The sequence below is a fragment of the Pseudogemmobacter sonorensis genome (assembly GCF_042762395.1).
Lineage (GTDB): Bacteria > Pseudomonadota > Alphaproteobacteria > Rhodobacterales > Rhodobacteraceae > Pseudogemmobacter > Pseudogemmobacter sonorensis.
In genome coordinates this window covers 45,855-68,640 of the sequence record NZ_JBEFZE010000019.1, presented here as the reverse complement: position 1 = coordinate 68,640, position 22,786 = coordinate 45,855, and the positions used below count along the sequence as shown (strand labels likewise).

The following is a 22,786-nucleotide window of genomic DNA, read 5'->3' as shown; positions in this document are numbered from 1 at the left end:
CCGTCAATCCCCGTCGCCCCGGGCACCGCCGCTCTCCTCGCCGTCAAGCCCGGGGGGCACCAGCCGCTCCAGCGCGGCCACGCGCCCGGCCAGGCGCGGCAGGCGGCGCAAGGCCTTCTGGATCTCGACATGGCTTTCCATCTTCACCGCCGGATAGCCCAGCAGCACCCGCCCGGCGGGGGCGTTGGTGAAGACCTTGGTCGCGCCGCCGCAGATCACGTCGTCGCCGATGAAGATATTGTCGTTCACCCCGCATTGCCCGGCCAGCACCACCCGGTCGCCGATGCGCGAGGATCCGGCGACGCCGGTCTGGCCGCAAAGCAGGCAATCCTCGCCGATCTGGACGTTGTGGCCGATATGGACAAGGTTGTCGATCTTGGTGCCGCGACCGATGCTGGTGTCGCGGATGGTGCCGCGGTCGATGGCGGTATTGGCGCCGATCTCGACATCGTCGCCGATGGTGACGGCGCCCAGGCTGTGGATCCGGGTCCAGCTTTGCGCGCGGATCTCGTCGCGATGGCCCAGCGTCTGGCGGATCTGCTCGACGCCGGATTTCTCGGGGGTGACGAAGGAAAACCCGTCCGAGCCGATCACCGCCCCCGGCTGGCAGACGAATCTTGCGCCGATGCGGACCCGCGCGCCGATCCGCGCGCCCTGCAGGATCAGCGCATCCTCGCCGATCCGCGCGCCCTCGGCGATCGAGACATGGCTGGCGATGCGGGCCCGGGCGCCGATCTCGGCCCCCGGCCCGATCACCACGAAGGGGCCGATCGCCGCGCCCACCCCGATCCGGGCCGAGCCGTCGATCACGGCGGTCGCATGGATGCCCTGCGCAAGGGCGGGCCCGGGATCGAGCATCCTGGTCAGCCCCGCCATCGCCAGCCGCCCGCGCGGCGCGAAGATCGCGGCCTCAAGCCCCATGGCGCGCCAATCGGCGCCGGGCCAGACCACGGCGGCGCGCGCCGCCCCCCTGGCCAGCCCGTCGGCATAGCGCGGATCCATAGCCAGGGCGATCTGGTCGGGCCGGGCCGCCTGCGGCTCGGCCGCGCCGGTCACGACAAGCTCCAGCGCGCCCTCGGCCTCGGCGCCAAGCGCCGCCGCGATCTCGGCAATGGTGTGGGACATGGCTGCTCTCTCCCCGCCGCAAGGCTGCGCCCGCGGATTCCTCTGGCCCGGAAAGATCTACTGCGAAACCGGGCCCAGGGCCACCCCGGCCTCGGCCATCGCCGCCCACAGCCGCGCGTCGCGGTCGTAGATGTCGCGACGGTAGCCGATGCGGCCCTTCCCCTCGGGATAGGCGGTGAAATAGACCATATGGATCGGGATCTTGCGCTCAAGCGTCACCCGCGTCTCGTTCCGGGTCTTCAGGATGCGGTCGAATTCCTCTTCGATCCGCTCGATCTCGGGCCCGAACAGCATATGGGCGAAGGCGAAGGGATCGGCCAGCCGGATGCAGCCGTGGCTATAGGCGCGCCGGTCGTGCGAAAACAGGGATTTCGCAGGCGTATCATGCAGATAGATGTTATACTTGTTGGGGAACATGAACTTGACCTTGCCAAGCGCATTGTTGTCGCCGGGCGGCTGGCGCATGCCGAAGGGGAAGGTCCGCGCGGTGTAGGAGGCGAAATTCACCGAGCCGCGCGGCACGACCCGGCCCTGCTGGTCGATGATCTGCATGTGCGAGGCGGCGTTGCGGTTGCGCTGAAGCTGCGGAAGATATTCCCCCACGATGATCGAGCGCGGCACCCCCCAGGACGGGTTGACGACCATATGGTCCATCATGTCCGAGAATTCGGGCGTGCGCCGGTCCATGTCCTCGCGCCCGATCACGGCGACGGTGCGGAAGACGGTGGCGCCGTCGTCGACGATCCTTGCGGTCATGTCCGGCAGGTTGACCCAGATGATCCGGCCCTCGCGGTCGATCTCCATCCAGCGCTCGCGCTCCATGGCGACCAGGACGGATTTCAGACGCTCCTCGGGGGTCTTGTTGATCTCGGCCAGCGTGTCGCCCCCGGCGACGCCGTCGGCGGGCAGGCCATGGGCGAGCTGGAAGGCATGCACCGCCGCCTGCACCGCCGCGTCATAGTCGCGCGTGGCGCTGCGGGCCAGATAGCCCATGGCGATCAGCCGGTCGCGCAGCGCGACCACGCGCGCGCCGCTGTCGCCGGGCCGCAGCCCCGCCCCCGGCACCGGCGCGCCCCAGCCGTCCATGCCCATGGCCTCTTCCAGCCCGATCTTGGCCCGGACAAGCTGGGCATAGGCGTTCGACTTCGGCACCAGATCGGCCAGCGCCGCGCGCGGATCGCCCATGGCCACGGCCAGCAGCATTTCGCCCGGATCGCGCGGCACGATCTCGCGCACGATGGTCTTGTCGATCTTCGCGGGCTCCAGCATGCCCGAGGTCAGGTCGCGCGCGAAGGTCAGATAGGCACGCGTCATCGCGACCTCCAGCCGCCCCAGGTCGCCCTCGGTCCGCGCGGTGTGGAAACCCGCCCGCAGCCCCGCCGCGTCATAGCGCGCCACCGGCAGGCCATGGTCGCCCGCCGTCGCAAGCGCCTCGAACAGGGCGGCGCGGCGCGCCACGTCCTGCGGCCCGGTCCAGAGCGTGGCATAGCCGGTCTCGCGATACCATTGCGCCACCGCCGCATCCGCCGAGGCCGCCGCCGCGACCGAACGATCGAAGGCCGAGGAAATGTCGCCCATCTGCGCCCTTGCCCCGCCGCCATGCCCCGCGGCCAGCACCAGCACCAGGGCCGCCGAGGAAAGAATGCGGCGCAAATCGGGGCGAAGAGAAAGGACGGACATGCGGAACCTCGGGAAAAAGCAGACAATTCTCAGGACTTGCCCCTAGATTTCGGGCTTTTTGCGGTCTGTCCATTCACAATCCGGTCGTTTCGGCCCCGGTTCCGGCAAAAAAGGCGTCAATTCACGTTTCCTGCCGCAAAGCGTTGCATCGGCGACACGCAGCCGCCGCCCCGAGGGTTCAGCAAAAATTTGCCTATTGGCGGTTGGATGCGGGAACCGGGCGCATTCTTCGCTTGGGCTTCGAATCGTGCTGTGACATAAAATCCCGGCAACCGGGCGAAGCCCATGGGACAAGAAGCTGCCGGACAGGCGGTCGACGACAGAACGGGACAGGCTTGAGACCATGAACGACCAGGCGACGAATCTCTTTTCGCGGCGCAATCTTCTGCGTGCCTTTGCCGCAACCACCGTGATCGCGGCACCGACCTATTCGAAGGCGTTCGGCCTGCTCAAGGGCGCGGGCGACATCCGCCGCATCCGCATGTATTCGGGCCGCACCGGCGAGAGCATGGACACGATCTACTGGCTTGAGGGGAAATACATCCCCGAGGCAATGAAAGAGATCAATCACTTCATGCGCGACTGGCGCACCGGCGACACGATCGCCATCGACCCGCGCAATGTCGACATCATGGCGGCGGCGCACCGGCTGATGGACGTGACCGAATCCTACATGCTGCTTTCGGGCTATCGCAGCCCCAGGACCAACAACATGCTGCGCGCGCAATCGGGCGGCGTGGCGAAGAATTCGCTGCATCTTGTGGGGCAAGCCGCCGACCTGCGGCTGAAGTCGCGCTCGGTCGGGCAGATGGCGAGGGCGGCGCAGGCCTGCGCGGCGGGCGGCGTCGGACGTTACTCGCGGTCGGATTTCGTCCATATGGATTGCGGCGCGGTCAGGACCTGGGGCGCCTGAGCCCCCCGGGGCCGGGCTCGGAGATCGGCCTGGCGGAGACATGCCGGAACCCGCCCGGAACCCGCGGGCGCAGGCCCGGCCAGAGACGGCCTAGGCCGCAGCCTGCCGGACCGGCGCGGGCGTCAGAGCCCGCCCCCGTCCCCCTCTTCGGGATCGTCTTGCGCGGACCGTCCCCGGAACCCCATCGCCACCACGAATTTCTCGGAGGAATCGGCACGGCTCGCCGGGGGTTTCACATTGGCGACCTTCTTGAAATTGCGCTTCAATTCGGCCTGCATCTGGTTCTCGGCCCCGCCCGCCAGCACCTTGGCGACGAAAGTCCCGCCCTCTTCCAGCACGTCATAGGCGAAGGCCAGCGCCGCCTCGATCAGCGCGATGATGCGCAGATGATCGGTGCCCTTGTGCCCCGAGGCCGCCGCCGCCATGTCCGACATCACCACATCGGCGCGCCCGCCCAGCCAGGCCTTCACCTTGTCCTCGGCGCCGTCTTCGAGAAAGTCGAGCTGGTAAAGCTCCACCCCCGCGATCGGCTCCACCTCTTGCAGGTCGACGCCGATGATGCGGCCCTGCGGCTTCTTCGCCGCCTCGCCAAGCGCATTGATCCGCGGCACCGCCACCTGGCACCAGCCGCCGGGCGCGCAGCCCAGATCGACCACCCGCGCGCCGGGTTTCAAAAAGCCGTAGCGATCGTCCAGCTCCATGATCTTGAAGGCGGCGCGGCCGCGATAGCCCTCGCGCTTGGCGCGCTGCACATAGGGGTCGTTCAACTGCCGCTCCAGCCATAGCGTGGAGGACAGCCTGCGCCCCTTGGCGGTCTTCACCTTCACCCTCAGATCGCGCTGCCCGCGCCCCGAGGTGTTCTTGCCCGTCGGCGTCTTCGTCACAGATACGGCCCCTCTTCCAAAACGCCATCCGCGCTCATCTGCGCGTAAAGCAGCCCCTCGCGCAGGCCCCGGTCGGCCACCGAAAGCCGCTCGGTGGGCCAGCTTCGCATCAAGGCCTGCAGGATCGCCGCGCCCGACATGATCAGGGCATGGCGGTCGCGGCCGATCCTGGGGTCGGTGCGCCGCCCCTCGGGGCCCAGTTGCAGATAGTCGCGGATCACCCCGTCGATCTGGGCGCTGGTCATCTGCAACCCGTCCACCTTGGCCCGGTCGTAGCGCCGCAGCCCCAGCCACGAGGCGGCGACCGTGGTCACGGTTCCGCTGGTGCCGATGATCTGGAACCCATCGCGCCGGGCCTGTTTGTGATAGGGGCTGAAACTGGCGAGTTGTTCCTCGAAGAACCAGCTCATCAACGCGAAACGCGCGCCGTCGTCCTCGACATCGCCGAACTGGTCCTTGAGCGTGGCGACGCCGAGCTTGACGCTGATCCAGTCCACCACCCGGGCGGAGGGCCCCTCGCCCTGGGCGTCGAATCCCGTGCGCAGCCGCATGATCGAGCGGGCGCGGTCCTCGGGCGGGACGGCCGAGAGGTCGATCCACACCAGTTCGGTCGAGCCGCCGCCGATATCCACGACCAGCAACTGCTCGGTCCGCGGCGAGACCAGCGGCGCGCAAGAGATCACCGCAAGCCGCGCCTCTTCCTCGGGGCCGATGATCTCCAGCGAAAGCCCGGTCTCGCGCCGGACCTGGTGCATGAAGTCGCGCCCGTTGCGGGCGCGGCGGCAGGCCTCGGTCGCGACAAGGCGCATCCGGCTGACGCCGTGCTTTTCCAGCTTTTTCTGGCAGATCCGCAGCGCCTGGATCGTGCGCGCCATCGAACTGCGGCTGAGCCGCCCGGATGCCTCAAGTCCCGCGCCAAGCTGCACGGTCTTGGAAAAGCTGTCGGTGACGGTGAACTGACTGCCCCTGGGCTGGGCGATCAGCATCCGGCACGAATTGGTGCCGAGGTCCAGCGCCGCGTAAAGCGCCGGTCCCCGGTTGACGGGGGTCAACGGTTCGGCCTTGCGGGAGCCATCGTCCGGCTCGACCGGCAAGGCGACCGCGTCCCCCCGCTGGGGACGCTCGGGCGTCATGCCGCCCTCCATATGTGGTTGGAATGAATCTAACCCCTCCCTCCCCGGTTTGGCAAGGCGCGCGCGGTGGAAATGCAACAGAGGGGTAAAAATTCCTCGTGACCGCGCGAAGTCGCCTCTCGCCCCGCCCGGGGTCGTTTCGGAGCCGCGCCAGGTCGATATGGGGCTCCGGCGGCCGTCCGGCGGCGCTATCAAGGAGGGGACAGCCCGGGGGAATCGCCGCCATGTCCGCAGGATGGATACCCATGTCCGCAGGATGGATACCCATATGGATACCCATGTCCAGGATTCCGACACCCCCCGCCTCGTCGGGGCCGGGCATCGCCCCGCAGCGCACCCGACCCGCCCGCCTGCCCGCGCCGCGCGCCCGGGGCGGCCGCCCGAAAGGCCGCCCGTGGGGCCCGCCATCCCGCCGCGCGGGCGGCGCCTGATGCCCATGTTCGCGCCCCGCGGAACGGCCACTGCGGCAAGCGGGCCGCTCGAAAGCCTCCTCGGCGGCTGTTCCATCGAGGTGATGCCGCGCACCGCCGCGAAGATCGCGGATTTCCGCAGCCTGCTGGCCCCGGGCAGCCGCATCTACATCGCCCATATCGACGGCACGCCCTTCGACGACATGCTGGCCACCGCGCGCCGCCTGACCGAGGAGGGCTTTCAGGTCATGCCGCATTTCCCCGCCCGGCTGATCCGCGACCGCGCCATGCTGGCCGACCGGGTCGCGCGCTACCGCGACGCGGGCGTGCGCCAGGGCCTGTTGATCGCGGGCGGCATGGCACGGCCGAGGGGCGATTTCTCCACCTCGATGCAACTGCTGGAAAGCGGCGCCTTCGACGGATTCGAGCGGCTGCACGTCGCGGGCCACCCGGAGGGCAGCCGCGACATCGACCCCGACGGCTCGGACCGCATGGTGATGGCGGCGGCGCGCTGGAAATCCGCCTTCGCCGAGCGCAGCGATGCAAGGATGGCGATGACGACGCAATTCTGCTTCGACCCCGGGCCGGTGCTCGACTGGATCCGCCGCCTGCGGGCCGAGGGCGTGTCCCTGCCGGTCCATGTCGGCGTGGCCGGTCCGGCGAAATTGCAAACCCTGATCAAATTCGCCCTGGCCTGCGGCGTGGGGCCCTCGATCAAGGTGCTGCAAAAGCGCGCCATGGATGTGACGAAACTGCTTTTGCCCTATGAACCCAATGGCTTCCTGACCGAACTTGCGGCGATGAGATCGCGCGAACCGGACAGTGGCATCCAGTCGGTGCATTTCTTCCCGCTCGGCGGGATCGCCGCCACCGCCGGATGGATCGCCACCCATGCCGCTGCCGCCGGCACGGCCGGAACGGCTCATGCGAAGGTTTCGGGACAGGCCCCAACCCCATAGATCATAAATCGAAAATCCCCACTCGACCTTCGGTCTTCACAGCCCCGCCGGACCGCGCAGCCGCGCCGCCCTTGCGCCCGGCACGCCCGCCACCTCAAGGCAGGTGAAGACATGCAGCGTCTCCAGATCGCTGTCGATCACGGCATGGTCGCCGACCCAGGCCCCCATGCCGAGGTAGAAGCGCAGAAGCGGCGGCAGCGTGAGTTCCGCCGTTGGCTTCGGCGGGGGCTCCGGCGCGCCGACCAGCGCCGGGAAATCCACCCGTTCGGGTGCGCGGGGAAGCGGGCGCAGCCCCTCGGGGCCAAGCGCGTGGCGCGCCAGATGCGCCAGCGCCGGGCGATGCGCGCGCCAGTCGGTGCCCCGAAAGGACGAACAGCCCAGCAAGAGCCCCGCCCCCGACCGCGCGACGATCCGCGTCACCGCCACCCAGCCAAGCCGCAGCGCCTGAAAGCCCTCGCCCCCCGGGGCAAGGCAGAAGCGCCCGATCTCGACCATGGCGCGGCTTTCCCGCCCAAGGGGCGAGAGGTCATAGAACCGCGCCGAATAGCTTTCCTCCAGCGCCCGCCCCGAGGCCAGCGGCAGGATCCGGCACGACAGCAGCGGGCGGGCGTCGCGCGCATCCTCGACCAGAAGCTGAAGGCAGCGGTCGTCCAGCGCCTCCCATTCCGGCGCGCGGCCCTCCCCCCTTCCCCTGGCATGGGGAAAGGCGCGGGCGCGCATGGCCAGCAGGCCCGCCCGGTCCCCCGCCCCGGCCAGCCGCGCCCGCATCCCGCCCGCCTCGATCACGCCGATCATCGCCCGCCTTCCCCTTGGCCCGGACCCGGCCCGCGCCTACATTCGCCCAAGACCCCATTCCCGCGCCGCCACGCCCGCGCCGGGACAGAACGGAGCCCGGAATGCCGAAAATCGTCAAGACCGATGCCGAATGGCTGGAGCAGTTGGGGGATCTTGCCTTCCAGGTCACCCGCCGCGCCGCCACCGAACGCCCCTTCAGCCATGACGAGACCCCCGAGGGCCCGGGCCGCTACCGCTGCATCTGCTGCGGGGCCGAGCTGTTCACCTCGGAGCAGCGATTCGATTCGGGCTGCGGCTGGCCCGCCTTCACCGCCCCCACCTCGCGCGAGGCGGTGGACGGGTATGAGGATCGCAGCCATGGCATGGTGCGGGTCGAGGTGCGCTGTCACGATTGCGACGCCCATCTGGGCCATGTCTTCCCCGACGGGCCAAGGGACCGGGGCGGGCTGCGGTTCTGCATCAACGGGGTGGCGCTGCGCTTCGAGCCAGAGGTCTGAGGTCCCGGGCGAGCACGAGGCCGCAGGGGCCGCAGGACCGCCTTCGACATCGCGCGAACGGAAACCGTCGGCCCGACAATCCGCATCCGTCGGCAATCCGCGACGCCCTGCGAAGGCCCCGGCAAACCGCCCGCGCCGGATCAGTTGTTGATAAGCTGGTCCGCCGTGACGCGGCCGAAGCTGCCCAGAAGCTGGCCGATGAAGCTCACGCCCTTGATATGGGTCTCGGTCACCCGGCGCGAGATCGCGACGACCTGGCCGTCCTCCAGCCCGTAGCGCCCGACACCGTCGACCACGCCATTGCCGTTGAAGGTGACGGCGACGACCTGGCGGTCGATCTCCTTGGGCACGCGCGGGCCGAAATGCTCGAACCGGCTCTGGACGTAGAACCAGCCGACATCGTTCAAAAGCCCCTGGGCCGAAGGGCGGCCGATCTTCTGCGCCACATCCTCGCGGCTGTCGCGCCCGACCTCGATCTGGGCAAGCTGGTCGTCGGCGGGCACATAGCCGTGGTTGCGATAGATCGGCGAACAGGCGGCGGCGGCCAGCGCCAGGCCAAGGCCCAAAACGACCAGCCCCCGGCGCAAGGATGCGTCCAGTCCCCGGCGCGCAAGCGCCCCGCGTCGCAGGGCGGCAGCAGGCAGACGCCAAAGGCGCGACGACACCGCCGAAATCCGTCTGGTCATGCCCGCCATTCCTTCGCGCCCCAAATTCACCCGCGTCCCCGTCTTGCGCGGTTTCGCGTCTTTCCCAGTGTCGCCCGCCCGGGCCATATCGCCCCCGCGCGCGCCGACCGTCGCGAGAGGGTCGATCCCCGGGGGGGCCTGCCCGCCTGCCCGCCGGGGCATTGCCGCCCCCGCGTGCCTTGGGATAACAGAGACCGCGCCCCATGTTCAAGAACGGACGGCACGCCCGCCGACGCGGGCCCCTCCCGGTCGAATTCCCTGCAAGCGAGGCCCCATGTCCGATCCATCCTCCGCCCCGGAAACCGCCGCGCCCCAAACCGCCGCGCCCCGGTTCGCCACCCGCAGCCTCTCGCACCGCAAGCCGACCCGGTTCCACTGGCAGCCGGGCCCCGAGGCCCGGGCGGCGCTGGCGCGGTCGCTGGACCTGCAAGGGATCGGGCGCCTGTCCTTCAAGGGCGAGATCCTGCCCGAGGGCCGGAGCGACTTCCGGCTTGAGGCGCGGCTTCAGGCCCAGGCAACCCAGTCCTGCATCGTCACCCTCGCCCCGGTCCCGGCCCGGATCGACGCGCCGGTGCTGCGCCGCTTCCTTGCCGATTACGCCGATCCCGACGGCGAGGAGATCGAGATCCCCGCAGACGATGTTGAGCCCCTGCCCGCCGAGATCGAGATCGAGGCCATCGCGCGTGAGGCGCTGGCGCTGGCGCTGCCCGACTATCCCCGCGCCGAGGGCGCCGAACTGGGCGAGGCGGTCTTCGCCGCGCCCGACACGCAGGCGCTGACCGATGCCGAGTTGAAACCCTTCGCGGGGCTGGCCCGGCTGATCGGGGCCGCAGGCGGCGACGGCGCGGCAGGGCCCGCCCCGGAACCGCGGGACGCCCCCGCCCGGGAAGACCCCGCCGATGGCGCCTGAGACCGCGGAAAAGGACTTGCACCCGCAGGGAATCCCGCTATGTATCGCGCCTCATTCAAGCTGTGCGGACAGCCCCGGTCGGCTATTGCCTGAAAAGGCCCGGGGAAATGCCGCATAAGGAAAAATCAGGGGTCTGTCCCCGCAACAACCCCGAGGTCGAGACATGGCTGTCCCTCAGAACCGAGTTACCCGTTCGCGCCGCAACATGCGCCGCGCCCATGACGCGCTTTCCGCCGCCAATCCGAACGAATGCCCCTCCTGCGGCGAGCTGAAGCGCCCGCATCACGTCTGCCCGTCCTGCGGCCATTACGACTCGAAGGAAGTCGTGGCGGTCTCGCGTGAGGTGGATATCGACGAGGACGCGGCGTAAGGCCGCCCGATTCCGCCGCCTGACCCATGACCCAGGGACTTCACAGCCCGGTCGAAGCGGAAGGCGCGCCCATCGTCATATCCGTTGACGCCATGGGGGGCGACAAGGGGCCGGCGGCAGTGGTCGCCGGCGTTTTCGATTCGCTTCGCGACCGGCCGGATCTGCATATCCTGCTCAACGGCGACGAATCGCTGCTTGCGCCCCTGCTTGCCCCCGCTTTCGACAAGGCCCCCGAACTGCGCCCGCGCATCGCCCTGCGCCATGCCGCCGGGGTGGTGACCATGCATGACAAGCCAAGCCAGGTCATGCGCCACGGACAGGGCACCTCGATGTGGGCCACCATCGATGCGGTGCGCGAGGGCGCGGCATCGGCCGCGGTCTCCTGCGGCAATACCGGCGCCTTGATGGCGGTGTCGATGCTGCGGCTGCGCAAGCTTGCGGGCGTGAACCGCCCGGCCATCGCCTGCCTCTGGCCCTCGCGCAATCCGGGCGGGTTCAACGTCATGCTCGACGTCGGCGCGGATGTGAAGGCCGATCCTTCGGACCTTTTGCAATATGCCATCATGGGCGCGGCCTATGCCCATACCGGGCTGGCCATCCAGCGCCCCCGCGTCGGGCTTTTGAACGTCGGCACCGAAGAGCACAAGGGCCGGGCCGAATTGAAGGAGGCGCATGAGGTGCTGACCCGCGCGGCCAGTTCCAGCGGCTTCGACTATTCCGGCTTCGTCGAGGGCGGCGACATTCCCGGCGACCGCGCCGATGTGATCGTGACCGACGGCTTCACCGGCAATGTCGCGCTGAAGACCGGCGAAGGCACCGCCAAGATGATCTCGGATTTCATGCGCGAGGCGTTCAACGCCGGGCTCTTGTCGAAATTCGCGGCCCTTCTTGCGCTCAACTCTTTGAAACGTCTGCAAAAGCGCATGGATCCGCGCCGGGTGAACGGCGGCGTCTTCCTGGGCCTTCGGGGCACGGTGGTCAAGTCCCACGGCGGCGCCGATGCCACCGGGATCTCGGCCGCGATCGGGCTGGCGCATCGGCTGGCCGGGGCCCGGCTGACCGAGCGGATCGCGGATCGGGTTGCATCCGTCGAGGCCGCGGGCCAAGATGGCGGGCCAGAGAGGCCGGGCCTGGACGCCGGCAAGGGGAGCCGATCTTCCGAATGACGATACGCGCCGTAGTCAGGGGTGTCGGGCATTACCTGCCCGAGCGGGTGGTTCCCAATGCCGAATTCGAGGCCCTGGTCGATACGACGGACGAATGGATCCGCTCGCGCTCGGGGATCGAGCGGCGCCATTTCGCCGCCGAGGGCCAGACCACCTCGGATCTGGGCTTTCACGCCGCCGAGGCCGCGCTGAAGGATGCCGGGCTGGCCGCCGATGACATCGACGCCATCGTCCTGGCGACCTCGACCGCCGATCTGACCTTTCCCTCGGCCGCGACGATGATCCAGGACCGGCTGGGCATGACGCGGGGCTTCGCCTTCGACGTGCAGGCGGTCTGCGCGGGCTTCGTCTTTGCCCTGACCAATGCCAATGCGCTGATCGTCTCGGGCCAGGCCAGGCGGGTGCTGGTCATCGGGGCCGAGACCTTCTCGCGCCTGATGGACTGGACCGACCGCGCCACCTGCGTGCTTTTCGGCGACGGCGCGGGCGCCCTGGTGCTTGAGGCGCAGGAGGGCGACGGCACCTCCGGGGATCGCGGCATCCTCGCCTCGGACCTGAATTCCGACGGGCGGTTCAAGGACCTCCTCTATGTCGACGGCGGCTCCTCGACCGGCACCACCGGCCATCTGCGGATGGAGGGGCGCGAGGTCTTCCGCCATGCGGTCGAGAAACTGGCCGCCACCGCCCATGCCGCGCTGAAAAAGGCCGGGCTCGGCCCCGAGGATGTCGACTGGATCGTGCCGCACCAGGCCAATATCCGCATCATCGAGGCCACCGCGAAACGCATGCATGTGCCGATGGAGCGCGTGGTCGTCACCGTGCAGGACCACGGCAACACCTCGGCCGCGTCGATTCCGCTGGCGCTTTCGGTCGGCAAGGCGCGTGGGCAGATCAAGCCGGGCGACCTGATCGTGACCGAGGCCATCGGCGGCGGGCTGGCCTGGGGCGCGGTCCTCTTGCGCTGGTAGCGAATCCGCCGCCTGAACAGCCCGCTCCAAGTCTTTGATATTGACATGGCAATCCCGCTGGCCGCATCCTGCGCGGATCAAGCCCGGGGGGGATTTTGACATGAGTGAGAAAACTCTGACACGGATGGATCTGACCGAGGCGGTGTTCCGCGAAGTCGGGCTCAGCCGCAATGAATCGGCCGATCTGGTCGAATCGGTTCTGCAACATATGTCCGACGCGCTGGTGGCGGGCGAGGTGGTGAAGATCTCGTCCTTCGGCACCTTCTCGGTGCGGTCGAAATCGGCGCGGATCGGGCGCAATCCCAAGACCGGGGACGAGGTTCCGATCTCGCCCCGCAGGGTGCTGACCTTCCGGCCCTCGCATCTGATGAAGGATCGCGTGGCGGCGGGTTCGGCGAAATAGGCCCCCGCGCGCGCCCCCGGTAGACACTGGGTCCCGGCAGACATGGGTCCTGGCAGACACTGGGGTCCCGGCAGACACTGGGGTCCCGGCAGACACTGGCCCCGGGGCGCATGGGCCCGGGAACGCAGGCCAGACGACAAGGCAAGCCGAACAGGCCCAGGCCAGACGAGGCAGGCAGACAATGGACAAGTCGCCCGAAGCCTTCCGCACCATTTCCGAGGTGGCCGAAGTGCTTCAGACCCCCGCGCATGTGCTGCGGTTCTGGGAAAGCCGCTTCCCGCAGGTCCGTCCGGTCAAGCGGGCGGGCGGGCGACGCTATTACCGGCCGACCGACGTGGCGCTGCTGGCCGGGATCAAGCGGCTTTTGCATGACGAGGGCATGACGATCCGGGGGGTGCAGAAGATCCTGCGCGAACAGGGGATTCGCCATGTCGCCGGGCTTCACGGCGACCATCCCGCCGATGACACCAGCCCCGAGGAGGCCGCGCTGGAGGCGGCGATGATCGGCCGTTTCGATGCCGAGCCGCTCGCCTCGCCCGAAAGCGCCGCCGAACACACCGCCCGGGCCTTGCGCGCCGCGCTGGAGGCGCCCGGGGGCGAGGGGGCGGCCGCGCCGGGCCGGGCCCGGATCATCCCCTTCCCCGCCGAGGCCATCGATTCGCGCCAGCCCAGCTTTCCCGGTTTCGAGCCGCCCGAACCCGCCCCCGATCTCGCCGATCTGGTCGAGAGCGATCCCCGCGCCGGGGCCGGGCCGGAAGAGGCGCCCGCTGGGCACGAAGCCGCCTCCGAACCGGCGGAAGCGCCAGTAGGCGCCCCGGAAGAGATCGCGCGAGACCTGTCGTCCGACACCTCCGAATCGGCCCCGGATGCTCCTGCAGACCGCGAGGGCGGTATGCCCGCCCCCTCGGGCCAGGACCGCGCCGAGCGGGTGGCGGAAGAAGGTGCGGCTGCGCGTGCGGATGCAGATCCCGCCGGGATGGAGCACGCCGGGACGAAGCACGCCGGGCAAGCGCCGGGCCAGGACGACCGCGCGGCAGGCGCCCCCGTCGGCGCGGATCCCACCGACGAAAACCTCGACCATGAGGATCCTGCCGAAGATGGCCCAGCGGTTGCGGCCCTGAAGGGGGCCGACGACGGGAATATGTTCCTCCGGGAAGGGATCGCGGAGGAAAGCCCGGTCTCCGACGCGACCTCGCCCGCCGAAACCGCCTCCGAAACCGCCGCAGAGCACACTTTGCGGGAGGAAACCTCTCAGGAGGAGGAGGCCGTCGGCGAATCTGCCCCGCAAGAGGAAACCTTGCGGGCCAGGCCCCCGGAGGACGATCCCGCGCAGGATCAGGCCGCCCCGGCGGAAGCCATCCCGGAAGATACCGAAGCGAAAGACAGCGGCGCAGGAGACAGCGGCCCGGATGGCATCGAGCCGGTTTCGTCCGATCCGGCTGCGGCCCTGCCGTCCGACTCGGTACCTGTTCCCGCACCCGATCTGACGCCCGAGCTGACGCCCGAGCTGGCGCCAGAGCCCGCCCACAGCCCGGCCGCGCGGCTGCGTGCCTTACCGCCCGGGGCGCTGTCTGCGCATGAGGCCGAGGCGCTCGCCGCCCGCATTTCCGCTTTGCGCGCCCGCCTTGCGGCGCCTTTCAGCGCGCCCTGAGGACTGGCCCTGTCGGTGCGGGCCGATCGACGACACCCCGATCGCCCTGCCCTCACCGCGCTGCGCCCGGATCATCGCCCCCAGGCCTTCGGCAAATGCACGTGCTTCGCGAATCCCCTGTCTCGCCCCCGGGCGAGGCCGAGGCCCCCCGGTCGAAGCCGATGGAAATTTGCCTGCACGGCCCTGCGCTTTCCCGCTTGCCCCCGCCCGGAAAATCGTTAGACAGACGCGCAGTGTCGGGCCGTAGCGCAGCCTGGTTAGCGCGTCCGTCTGGGGGGCGGGAGGTCGAGAGTTCGAATCTCTCCGGCCCGACCATCGAAAATCCGCCCGCCTGCCCCATGGCAGCGCGGGCGGTTTTCATTGCAGCCCCGAGGGCGGGCCATAATCGGCGCGCCTCGGGCGGAGGAGAAGGCGAATGAGCAACCCCGGCGTCCTGCCCGATCACGCGATCCGCGCGTTGCTGGAGCGGGGGGCGATCCGCGCCGCGCCCGGTGTCGCCGCCGCGCAGATCCAGCCCGCCAGCCTCGACCTGCGGCTGGGAGCCCAGGCCTGGCGGGTCCGCGCCTCGTTCCTCGCCGGGCGGGGGCGCAGCGTGGCCGAGCGGATCGAGGAATTCGGCATGCACCGGATCGACCTGGCCGAAGGCGCGGTGCTGGAAAAGGGCTGCGTCTATGTCGTGCCCCTGGCCGAAAGCCTTGCCCTGCCGCAGGGCGTCTCGGCGCTGGCCAATGCCAAATCCTCGACCGGGCGGCTGGATCTGCTGACCCGGACCATCACCGATGGCGGCACGGAATTCGACCGAATACCCGAGGGTTACACCGGCCCGCTTTATGCCGAGGTCTGCCCGAGGTCGTTCTCGGTCCTGGTCAGGTCGGGCCAGAGGCTGAACCAGATCCGCTTTCGCGCGGGCGAGGCGCGGCTCTCAGATGCCGATCTGCGGGACCTGCATGCGCGCATGGCGCTGGTCGACGGTCGGCCGGTGATCTCGGAAGGGCTGGGGTTTTCGGTCGACCTGCGGCCGGGCCGGGGCACGTTGGTCGGCTACCGCGCCAAGCCCCATACCGGCGTGGTGGACCTGGACCGGATCGGCCATTATCCGGCACGCGACTTCTGGGAGGAGGTCCATAGCGAGGACGGCCGGATCATCCTGGATCCCGGTGCCTTCTATATCCTGGTCTCGCGCGAGGCGGTGACCATCCCCCCCGATCATGCCGCCGAAATGGCGCCCTATCTGGCCATGGTCGGCGAGTTCCGGGTGCATTACGCCGGTTTCTTCGATCCGGGCTTCGGCCATGCCGAGGCAGGCGGCTCGGGCAGCAGGGGGGTGCTGGAGGTGCGCTGCCACGAGGCGCCCTTCGTGCTGGAGCATGGCCAGATCGTCGGGCGGCTGGTCTATGAGCGGATGAGCGCGCGGCCCGAGCGGCTTTATGGCGCGGGGATCGCTTCGAACTACCAGGGGCAGGGGTTGAAGCTGGCCAAGCAGTTCCGCTGAGGGGTTGAGGGGGGAGGAAGGAGGGGGCGCTGCCCCCTCGGCGCCTTTGGCGCCTCACCCCCGGGATATTTCTGCAAAGAAGAAAAGGGTTGGTGGCTGACGCGGCGCTTTTTTGGGGGGCAGGCTTGTCGGGCTTGGTGGAAAGCGGCGGGCGTTGGGTTTTTCCGGGCGGCTTGGTTCAGGGCATCCGCTGGAGTGGCGGGTCGCTGGTGCCGCAGGGCGGGTGATATCGGCAGCGGCGTGGTCCGCGCCTGAATGAGAGGGGGCGGCGGCGAGACGGAGGGCCGATAGGCGGATGGGGTGGCGAGGCCATCGCGCGGGCCGCGAGAGAAGGTCGGGCGGCGCCGGTCCGGCGAGGCGCGCGGCCGATGCCGGGCTTGCGCGTTGCGCGGGTTATTCTGCCTCAGCCTTTTGCCCGGTTTTTCCCTTCTCGGGTTTCCTGCGCCCCGTCCTTATTTCGCCGGGCCCTGTTTTTTTCCCAGAGGCTTTCCTCCCCCGTCCTTCGCCTCATCGCGCTTCAGCGGCCGAGGCGGCGGGTGATGCGGGCGGCCTTTTGCGCGCGGCGGGCGAGGTCGCGGCCGCGGGCGGCCTGTTCGCGATCCTCGGGCCTGGTCCCTTCAGGCGCCGTCCCTTCAGGCGGGGTCCGCTTGCGCCCGGCCAGGTCGATGGCGGTTTTCACGCCCCGGTTCATCGCCTTGCGCAGAAACATGTTGGTCAGCATCCTGACGATCCGGTTCACATCCATTCGTTGCCCCCTCAATCCTCGAAGAGTTCGCTCTGGCCCGTGCGCGGGCTGTCGTCTTCGTCCTCGGCCGGTTGCGACAGGCCCTGCCCCGGCATCGCCCGGCTTTCCAGCAGCCCCGCCGCGCGGAGTTCCTTGATCCCCGGCAGGTCGCGCGCCGATTCGAGCCCGAAGTGATCTAGGAAACCCTCGGTCACCACGAAGGTCACCGGGCGGCCCGGCGTCATGCGGCGGCGGCCGAGGCGGATCCATTCCATCTCCATCAACTGGTCGATGGTCCCCCGCGACACCGCGACGCCGCGGATTTCCTCGATCTCGGCCCGGGTCACCGGCTGGTGATAGGCCACGATCGCCAGCGTCTCGATCGCCGCGCGCGAAAGCTTGCGGGTCTCGACGCTTTCGCGGCGCATCAGATGGCCCAGGTCGGGCGCGGTGCGAAAGGCCCAGGCCTCGCCCACGCGCATGATGTTCACCCCCCTGCCCTCGTAGCGTTTGCGCAGATGCGCCAGCGCCTCGGCCGGATCCGAGCCATGCGGCAGGCGACGCGCGAGCTCGGCCAGCGTCACCGGCTCGGTCGCGGCGAAGAGCACGGCCTCGACCATCCGCTCCTGATCGCCCATCGGCGGGGCGGCGAAAAGGCTCTGGTCCTGATCGCTCATTGCTCTTTCCGCCGGATCTGGATCGGCGCGAAGGTCTCGCCCTGGCGCAGCAGGATCTGCCCGCGCTTGGCCAGTTCGAGCACCGCCGCGAAATGCGCCGCCGTGGCCGAGCGCCGCGCCATCGGCGTCGCATCCCAGCCCTCGGGCAGGAACGAGGCCAGGTCGGACCATTCGCCGACATAGCCCATCAGCCCGCGCATCCGCTCCAGCGCCTGTTCCATGGTGAAGACATGGGCGCGGTCCATCACGAAGGGGCGGAATTCGTCCTTGGTGCGGATCCGCGCATAGGCCCGCATCAGGTCGATCAGCGTGGCGTCATAGACCACGCGGCGGTGCAGGGCCACGCTTTCGGGCAGGCCGCGCGCGAAGAAATCCCGCCCCAGCCGGTCGCGCGCCATCAGCCGCGCCGCCGCCTCGCGCATGGCCGACAGGCGTTCGAGCTGGAAGGCCAGATGGGCGGCGAGTTCCTCGGCGCTCGGGCCGTCCTCGCCGGGTTCGGGAGGCAGGAGCAGGCGCGATTTCAGGAAGGCCAGCCAGGCCGCCATCACCAGATAATCCGCCGCCAGTTCGATCCGCAGTTTCGCGGCGCGGTTGACGAAGCCCAGATATTGCTCGGCCAGTTGCAGGACCGAGATCCGCCGCAGGTCCACCTTCTGGCTGCGCGACAGCGTCAGCAGCAGGTCGAGCGGGCCCTCATAGCCCTCGACATCGACGATCAGCGCCTCGGCCTGCAGCCGGTCGGCCGGGTCCAGCCGTTCGGGCTGGCTCCAGTCGTCGGCAAGCGGAAGCTGGCGGTCGTCTGTTTCGGTCATGCGCGATCGGTCATGCGGGGCGGCTCAGGGCCTCAAGCTCGGCCTCAATCCCCGCAATGTCAACCTCGGCGGGCGGGCGGCGGCAGGCCAGCGCGCGGGCGGCGCGGGCCCGGGTGGCCGCGCCCATGGCTCCGGCCGCGCCCGCGACCTGCGCCATGCCCTGAAGATCGCCCTTGCAATGCAGCGCGATATCCACCCCCGCCGCCATGGCAAGGGCCGTGCGGTCGGCAAGGCCGCCCGAAAGCGCCTCCATGTTCAGGTCGTCCGTCATCAGCAAACCGTCGAAGCCGATGCTTTCGCGGATCAGCCGCACCACGGCGGGGCTTTGCGTCGCCGGGCGCGCGGCATCAATGGCCGAGAAGACCAGATGCCCGGTCATCGCCATCGGCAGATCGGCAAGCGCGCGGAAGGGGGAGAAATCGGCGCCTTCCAGCTCGGCCAGGGGCGCATCGACCAGGGGCAGGTCGTGATGGGTGTCGAGGCGCGAGCGGCCATGGCCGGGGATATGCTTCATCACCGGGAGCACGCCCCCGGCCAGCAGCCCCTCGGCCACCGCGCGGCCAAGCTGCGCGACCCTGGCCGGATCGCCGCCATGGCAGCGGTTTTTCAGGAAGGCATGGGTCTCGGGCCGGGCCAGGTCGCAGACCGGGGCGCAATCGGCGTCGATCCCGACCGCGTGCAACTCCTGCGCGATCAGGCGGGCGCGAAGCCACAGCAGGCGGGCGGCATCGGGCCCGGCCCGCTCCGCCGTTTCAAGCGGCGGCGCCCATTCGCGCCAATGGGGGGCGCGCAGGCGCTGGACCCGCCCGCCCTCCTGATCGACAAGGATCGGCGCCGCGCGTCCGACCGCGCCGCGCAGATCGCCGGTCAGGCGGCGCAGTTGATCGGGCGTCTCGACGTTGCGGGCAAACAGGATGAAGCCGAAAGGATCGGTCTCGCGGAAGAAGTCGCGCTCCTGCGGCAGCAGATCCGGCCCCGACAGGCCGAAGATCGCGGCGGTGGTGCCGAGGTTCGTCCCGGCGCTTATTCCGGGGTTCATCGATGCGCCACCGGGATGCAGCGGGTGCTTTCGGCCTCAAGCGCGGCGCAGAAGCGGCGCGAATCCTGCTCGTCGTTGAAGCCGAGCGCGCGCAGCCGCCAGAAGGTGCGCCCGCCGCTTTCGGCGGCCTGGATCACCATCTGCTTGCCCTCCATCAGATCGCCGAAGCGCGCCGTCAGGCGAATCCATTCCTGCTCGGCGATGGCGGTGCTGTCATAGGCGCCGAACTGCACCAGCCGCGTGCCGGGGGCGAGCGTGTCGGGATCGACCGCGACCGGGGCGACGGCACTCGCACGGGCGGGCGCGGTGGCGGCGGAAGCGGAGGCGGTGGCCAGCCGGTCGGGGCGCGGCATCGGACGGGGCGAGCGGGTGATCGCGCCCGGAGGCGCGGGCCTGCCCTGATCGTCCAGCGTTGCGGTCTCGACCAGCCCGCCGGGCATGCCGTCGGAAAGATCGTCGAGGCCGAGCGCCTCGGCCAAGGCTGCGGCCACCGCCGCCTCCTGATCCATCGGCACGGGCGCGGATTCGGGCGCGGTTTCCAGCGGCATCATGGTGGCGGGCGCCTCGGCCAGAGCGGTCATACCGGTGTCGAAGCCCGGATCCGGGCCCACCGCCATCCCCGGCATCGGGGCGGGCGAAAGCTCCGCCGAAAGCTCCACCGAAAGCTCCACCGAGTCGGGCATCGCAAGGCCCGGCGCATCCTCGGGCGCAAGCTCCACCGGGCGCGGCGCCAGCACCAGCCGGTCGGGCGGCGGGGCCGCGCCGCCGACGGCGGGCACGTCGTTCACCGCAAGCCCCTGATGGTCGATCACCGCGCCGCCGGGATCCTCGGGGGCCATGCGCATCGGCCCCTCCAGCGCGCGGACCACCGGAACCCCGCGCACGTCGCGCATCGCCAGATCCCAGCCCCACCAGCCCAGCGACAGCACCAGCGCGACCGAACCGAAGGCGCCCAGAAGATTGACGATCCTCTGGCCGCGCCCGAAGCGAGGGGAGCGGACCGGATCGAAGCGGCCGGTTTCGGGGTGGGCGGTTCCGGGAAGGTCGGGCGCGACCCGCCCCGGCTGCGCCCAAGCGGAATGGTCGTGAAAACCGGGCGCGGCGCCGAAACGAACCGCCCCGGCACGACCCTGCGCGGGCTGGGCATGCGGAGTTGAGACATGCGGAGTTGAGACATGGGGGCCCGAGACATGGGAGTCCGAGACATGGGCCGTCCGGCCCCGAGGCGCCGCGCCGTGGCGCGCGCCCTCGATGCCCGAGGGGGCCTGCGCCATCCGGCCCGACCCCTGACCATATCCGCCCTGCCCCGCCGCCCCATGGCGGGGGCGCGGGACGGCCGCGCCGCCATCTTGCGTGGAATATGCCCCGAATCCGCCGAAATCGGCGTCCGTCATGCGGTCTGTCATGCGCCTGCCTCTGCCCGGACGGGTGTTCCCCGCCGCTCCCCCGTCTCAGATCCGGGGGGTCTGCCCGATCATTCCGAAGCCGGTGGGCGCCATTCTGTCAGCGCATTTCCTCGACCGGCTTCACCCCGAGAATACCAAGACCTGTGCAAATGACAACGCCCGTGGCCCGGGCAAGGGCGATTTTCGCCTGAGAAACCGCGATATCCTCCTGGATGAAGCGCAGTTGCGTCTCGTCATTGCCGCGATTCCACAGCCCGTGGAACTCCGAGGCCAGCTCATAGAGGTAGAAGGCCACGCGATGCGGCTCGTTCCCGCGCGCGGCGATCTCGACCAGGCGCGGCCATTCCGCCAGCTTCTTCAGCAGCGCCAGCTCGGCCGGATGGTCGAGCGCGCCATGCCCGGCCGCCAGCAGCGCGGCGTCGTCGACCGCGATCCCCGCCTCGGCAGCCTTGCGCAACACCGAATTCACCCGCGCATTGGCATATTGCACATAGAAGACCGGATTGTCCTTCGACTGTTCCAGCACCCTGGCGAAGTCGAAATCCAGCGCGACATCGTTCTTGCGGGTCAGCATGATGAAGCGGGTGACATCGGCCCCGGCCTCTTCCACCACGTCGCGCAGGGTGACGAAGGTGCCCGCGCGCTTCGACATCTTGAAGGGCTCGCCGTTCTTCCACAGCTTCACCAACTGGATCAGCTTGATGTCCAGGGGCACCCGCCCGCCCGAAAGCGCGGCGACGGCGGCCTTCATGCGCTTGACATAGCCGCCGTGATCGGCGCCGAAAATGTCGATCAACTGGTCGAAGCCGCGCTTCACCTTGTTGTAGTGATAGGCGATGTCGGGGGCGAAATAGGTCCAGGCGCCGTCGGATTTCATCACCGGCCGGTCCACGTCGTCGCCATGCGCGGTCGAGCGGAACAGGGTCTGGACCCTAGGCTCCCAATCCTCGGGAGTCTTGCCCTTGGGCGGCTCCAGCACGCCTTCGTAGATCAGGCCCGCCGCGCGCAATTCCTCGATCGCGGCCTCGATCTCGCCGGTGCCGTAGAGCGCCTTCTCGCTGGAATAGACATCCATGGTGACGCCGAGCGCGGCCAGATCCTCGCGGATCATGTCGAGCATCACCCTGGTGGCGAATTCGCGGATCTCGGAAAGCCAGTCGGATTCGGGCCGATCAAGCAGGCTGTCGCCGTATTTCGCCTTCAGCGCCTCGCCCACCGGGATCAGGTAGTCGCCGGGATAGAGCCCCTCGCGGATCTCGGGCGAAAGGCCGTTCGCTTCGCGGTAACGCTCATAGGCGGAACGGGCGAGGACATCGACCTGGGCGCCGCCGTCGTTGATGTAATATTCGCGCGTGACCTGCCAGCCCGCGAAGGCCAGAAGGTTCGACAGCGCGTCCCCCACCACCGCGCCGCGCACATGGCCGACATGCATCGGCCCGGTGGGATTGGCCGAGACGAATTCGATGTTGACCCTGTCGCCCCCCCCCAGCGTGGAGCGCCCGTAATCGAGCCCGGCGGCAAGGATCTGCCGCGCCACGCCCTGCCAGACCTCGGGCGCGAGCCGCAGGTTCAGAAAGCCCGGCCCCGCCACATCCGCGCCCAGGATCCGGGGATCCTCCTGAAGCCGCGCGGCCAGCGCATCGGCGATCACCCGCGGGGCGAGGCCCGCGGGCTTGGCCAGCACCATCGCCGCATTGGTCGCCATGTCGCCATGGGCGGCGTCGCGCGGCGGCTCGACCGCGACATTCGCAAGCTCCAGCCCCCGGGGCAGCACGCCCTCGGCCGCCAGCCGGCCGAGCGCATCCACCACCGCCTCGCGGATATCGGCAAAAAGGTTCATGAGATCCAATCCCGTTCTTTGAAACGAGGCCATGCCAGAGCGGGCGGGACAGGTCAAGCAAGGCGGGGAATGGGGGGAGGAGAGGGAGGGGGCGCTGCCCCCTCGGCGCCCTTGGCGCCTCACCCCCGGGATATTTTTGCAAAGAAGAATGGGGAGGCGGGGGTTTCTGGAATGGGCGGGGCGCTTTGGGGCGGGTGTTGTCGTCTGGGCCTTGTCGGGGGCGGGTGGAAAGCGGCGGGCCTTGCG

At 69.5% G+C, this 22,786-nt stretch carries 22 protein-coding genes and 1 tRNA gene; 11 read left to right on the top strand and 12 right to left on the bottom strand.

Annotated elements, in window-relative coordinates:
- Nucleotides 1–3: 3 nt before the first annotated feature.
- Nucleotides 4–1,125, bottom strand: coding sequence for a UDP-3-O-(3-hydroxymyristoyl)glucosamine N-acyltransferase (locus ABNX41_RS13950; protein WP_438670335.1), 1,122 nt, complete (start codon nt 1,123–1,125; stop codon nt 4–6).
- A 57-nt stretch (nt 1,126–1,182) separates the two neighbouring features.
- Nucleotides 1,183–2,805, bottom strand: coding sequence for a L,D-transpeptidase family protein (locus ABNX41_RS13945; RefSeq protein ID WP_438670334.1), 1,623 nt, complete (start codon nt 2,803–2,805; stop codon nt 1,183–1,185).
- Between the two features lie 343 nt (nt 2,806–3,148).
- Here ABNX41_RS13945 and mepK point away from each other — a divergent pair, with 343 nt between their 5' ends.
- Complete coding sequence (gene mepK / locus ABNX41_RS13940; RefSeq protein ID WP_438670333.1) at nt 3,149–3,718, top strand: peptidoglycan L,D-endopeptidase MepK; 570 nt, start codon at nt 3,149–3,151, stop codon at nt 3,716–3,718.
- A gap of 122 nt (nt 3,719–3,840) precedes the next feature.
- On the opposite strand, the gene ABNX41_RS13935 is transcribed toward mepK, so the two are convergent.
- Together ABNX41_RS13935 and ABNX41_RS13930 are read right to left on the bottom strand one after the other, a co-directional pair.
- Nucleotides 3,841–4,602 (bottom strand): RlmE family RNA methyltransferase, encoded by a 762-nt coding sequence (locus ABNX41_RS13935; RefSeq protein WP_438670332.1) that lies wholly within the window; start codon nt 4,600–4,602, stop codon nt 3,841–3,843.
- A complete protein-coding gene (locus tag ABNX41_RS13930; RefSeq protein ID WP_438670331.1) occupies nt 4,599–5,735 on the bottom strand; it encodes a Ppx/GppA phosphatase family protein in 1,137 nt (378 codons plus the stop codon). Before ABNX41_RS13930 ends, ABNX41_RS13935 begins: the two co-directional genes overlap by 4 nt.
- 430 nt (nt 5,736–6,165) lie before the next feature.
- Between ABNX41_RS13930 and ABNX41_RS13925 the strand changes: the two genes are divergently transcribed.
- Complete coding sequence (locus ABNX41_RS13925; protein WP_438670330.1) at nt 6,166–7,104, top strand: methylenetetrahydrofolate reductase; 939 nt, start codon at nt 6,166–6,168, stop codon at nt 7,102–7,104.
- A gap of 36 nt (nt 7,105–7,140) precedes the next feature.
- Here ABNX41_RS13925 and ABNX41_RS13920 read toward each other — a convergent pair whose 3' ends face one another.
- Nucleotides 7,141–7,899 carry a GNAT family N-acyltransferase gene (locus tag ABNX41_RS13920; protein ID WP_438670329.1) on the bottom strand — a complete coding sequence of 253 codons (759 nt, stop codon included), beginning with the start codon at nt 7,897–7,899 and terminating at the stop codon, nt 7,141–7,143.
- A 101-nt stretch (nt 7,900–8,000) separates the two neighbouring features.
- On the opposite strand from ABNX41_RS13920, the gene msrB reads away from it, so the two are divergent.
- The gene (gene msrB, locus ABNX41_RS13915; protein ID WP_438670328.1) at nt 8,001–8,396 is read left to right on the top strand and encodes a peptide-methionine (R)-S-oxide reductase MsrB; all 396 of its coding nucleotides are present in this window, start codon (nt 8,001–8,003) and stop codon (nt 8,394–8,396) included.
- A gap of 140 nt (nt 8,397–8,536) precedes the next feature.
- Here the strand turns inward: msrB and ABNX41_RS13910 are convergent, their stop codons facing one another.
- Nucleotides 8,537–9,082 carry an outer membrane protein assembly factor BamE gene (locus ABNX41_RS13910; protein WP_438670327.1) on the bottom strand — a complete coding sequence of 182 codons (546 nt, stop codon included), beginning with the start codon at nt 9,080–9,082 and terminating at the stop codon, nt 8,537–8,539.
- Nucleotides 9,083–9,356: 274 nt separating this feature from the next.
- Here ABNX41_RS13910 and ABNX41_RS13905 point away from each other — a divergent pair, with 274 nt between their 5' ends.
- The 8 genes from ABNX41_RS13905 (at nt 9,357) to ABNX41_RS13870 (ending at nt 16,042) form a co-directional block, all read left to right on the top strand.
- A complete protein-coding gene (locus tag ABNX41_RS13905; RefSeq protein WP_438670326.1) occupies nt 9,357–9,992 on the top strand; it encodes a DUF177 domain-containing protein in 636 nt (211 codons plus the stop codon).
- 163 nt (nt 9,993–10,155) lie between these two features.
- Nucleotides 10,156–10,362, top strand: coding sequence for a 50S ribosomal protein L32 (rpmF, locus tag ABNX41_RS13900; protein WP_438670325.1), 207 nt, complete (start codon nt 10,156–10,158; stop codon nt 10,360–10,362).
- 26 nt (nt 10,363–10,388) lie between these two features.
- Nucleotides 10,389–11,528, top strand: coding sequence for a phosphate acyltransferase PlsX (plsX, locus tag ABNX41_RS13895; protein ID WP_438670324.1), 1,140 nt, complete (start codon nt 10,389–10,391; stop codon nt 11,526–11,528).
- On the top strand, nt 11,525–12,496 hold the full coding sequence (locus ABNX41_RS13890; protein ID WP_438670323.1) for a beta-ketoacyl-ACP synthase III: 972 nt from the start codon (nt 11,525–11,527) through the stop codon (nt 12,494–12,496). Before plsX ends, ABNX41_RS13890 begins: the two co-directional genes overlap by 4 nt.
- A 100-nt stretch (nt 12,497–12,596) precedes the next feature.
- Nucleotides 12,597–12,899: an integration host factor subunit alpha gene (ihfA, locus tag ABNX41_RS13885; protein ID WP_438670322.1), complete on the top strand. Its 303-nt coding sequence runs from the start codon at nt 12,597–12,599 to the stop codon at nt 12,897–12,899.
- Between the two features lie 181 nt (nt 12,900–13,080).
- Nucleotides 13,081–14,550 (top strand): MerR family transcriptional regulator, encoded by a 1,470-nt coding sequence (locus ABNX41_RS13880; protein WP_438670321.1) that lies wholly within the window; start codon nt 13,081–13,083, stop codon nt 14,548–14,550.
- A gap of 237 nt (nt 14,551–14,787) precedes the next feature.
- Nucleotides 14,788–14,865: transfer RNA gene (locus tag ABNX41_RS13875), tRNA-Pro, on the top strand.
- 100 nt (nt 14,866–14,965) lie between these two features.
- A complete protein-coding gene (locus ABNX41_RS13870) occupies nt 14,966–16,042 on the top strand; it encodes a 2'-deoxycytidine 5'-triphosphate deaminase (RefSeq protein ID WP_438670320.1) in 1,077 nt (358 codons plus the stop codon).
- Nucleotides 16,043–16,559: 517 nt separating this feature from the next.
- On the opposite strand, the gene ABNX41_RS13865 is transcribed toward ABNX41_RS13870, so the two are convergent.
- From ABNX41_RS13865 to argS, 6 genes are all read right to left on the bottom strand, one after another.
- Nucleotides 16,560–16,787 carry a hypothetical protein gene (locus ABNX41_RS13865; RefSeq protein ID WP_438670319.1) on the bottom strand — a complete coding sequence of 76 codons (228 nt, stop codon included), beginning with the start codon at nt 16,785–16,787 and terminating at the stop codon, nt 16,560–16,562.
- Nucleotides 16,788–16,798: 11 nt separating this feature from the next.
- Nucleotides 16,799–17,443 (bottom strand): SMC-Scp complex subunit ScpB, encoded by a 645-nt coding sequence (gene scpB, locus ABNX41_RS13860; RefSeq protein WP_438670318.1) that lies wholly within the window; start codon nt 17,441–17,443, stop codon nt 16,799–16,801.
- Nucleotides 17,440–18,255 (bottom strand): segregation and condensation protein A, encoded by an 816-nt coding sequence (locus ABNX41_RS13855; protein ID WP_438670317.1) that lies wholly within the window; start codon nt 18,253–18,255, stop codon nt 17,440–17,442. The genes scpB and ABNX41_RS13855 overlap by 4 nt, the downstream gene beginning before the upstream one ends.
- A 10-nt stretch (nt 18,256–18,265) precedes the next feature.
- Nucleotides 18,266–19,294, bottom strand: coding sequence for a glycoside hydrolase family 3 N-terminal domain-containing protein (locus tag ABNX41_RS13850; RefSeq protein WP_438670316.1), 1,029 nt, complete (start codon nt 19,292–19,294; stop codon nt 18,266–18,268).
- Nucleotides 19,291–20,688, bottom strand: a complete 1,398-nt coding sequence (locus ABNX41_RS13845; protein WP_438670315.1) for an SPOR domain-containing protein — start codon at nt 20,686–20,688, stop codon at nt 19,291–19,293. The genes ABNX41_RS13850 and ABNX41_RS13845 overlap by 4 nt, the downstream gene beginning before the upstream one ends.
- 109 nt (nt 20,689–20,797) lie before the next feature.
- A complete protein-coding gene (argS, locus tag ABNX41_RS13840) occupies nt 20,798–22,540 on the bottom strand; it encodes an arginine--tRNA ligase (RefSeq protein ID WP_438670314.1) in 1,743 nt (580 codons plus the stop codon).
- Between the last annotated feature and the right edge of the window lie 246 nt (nt 22,541–22,786).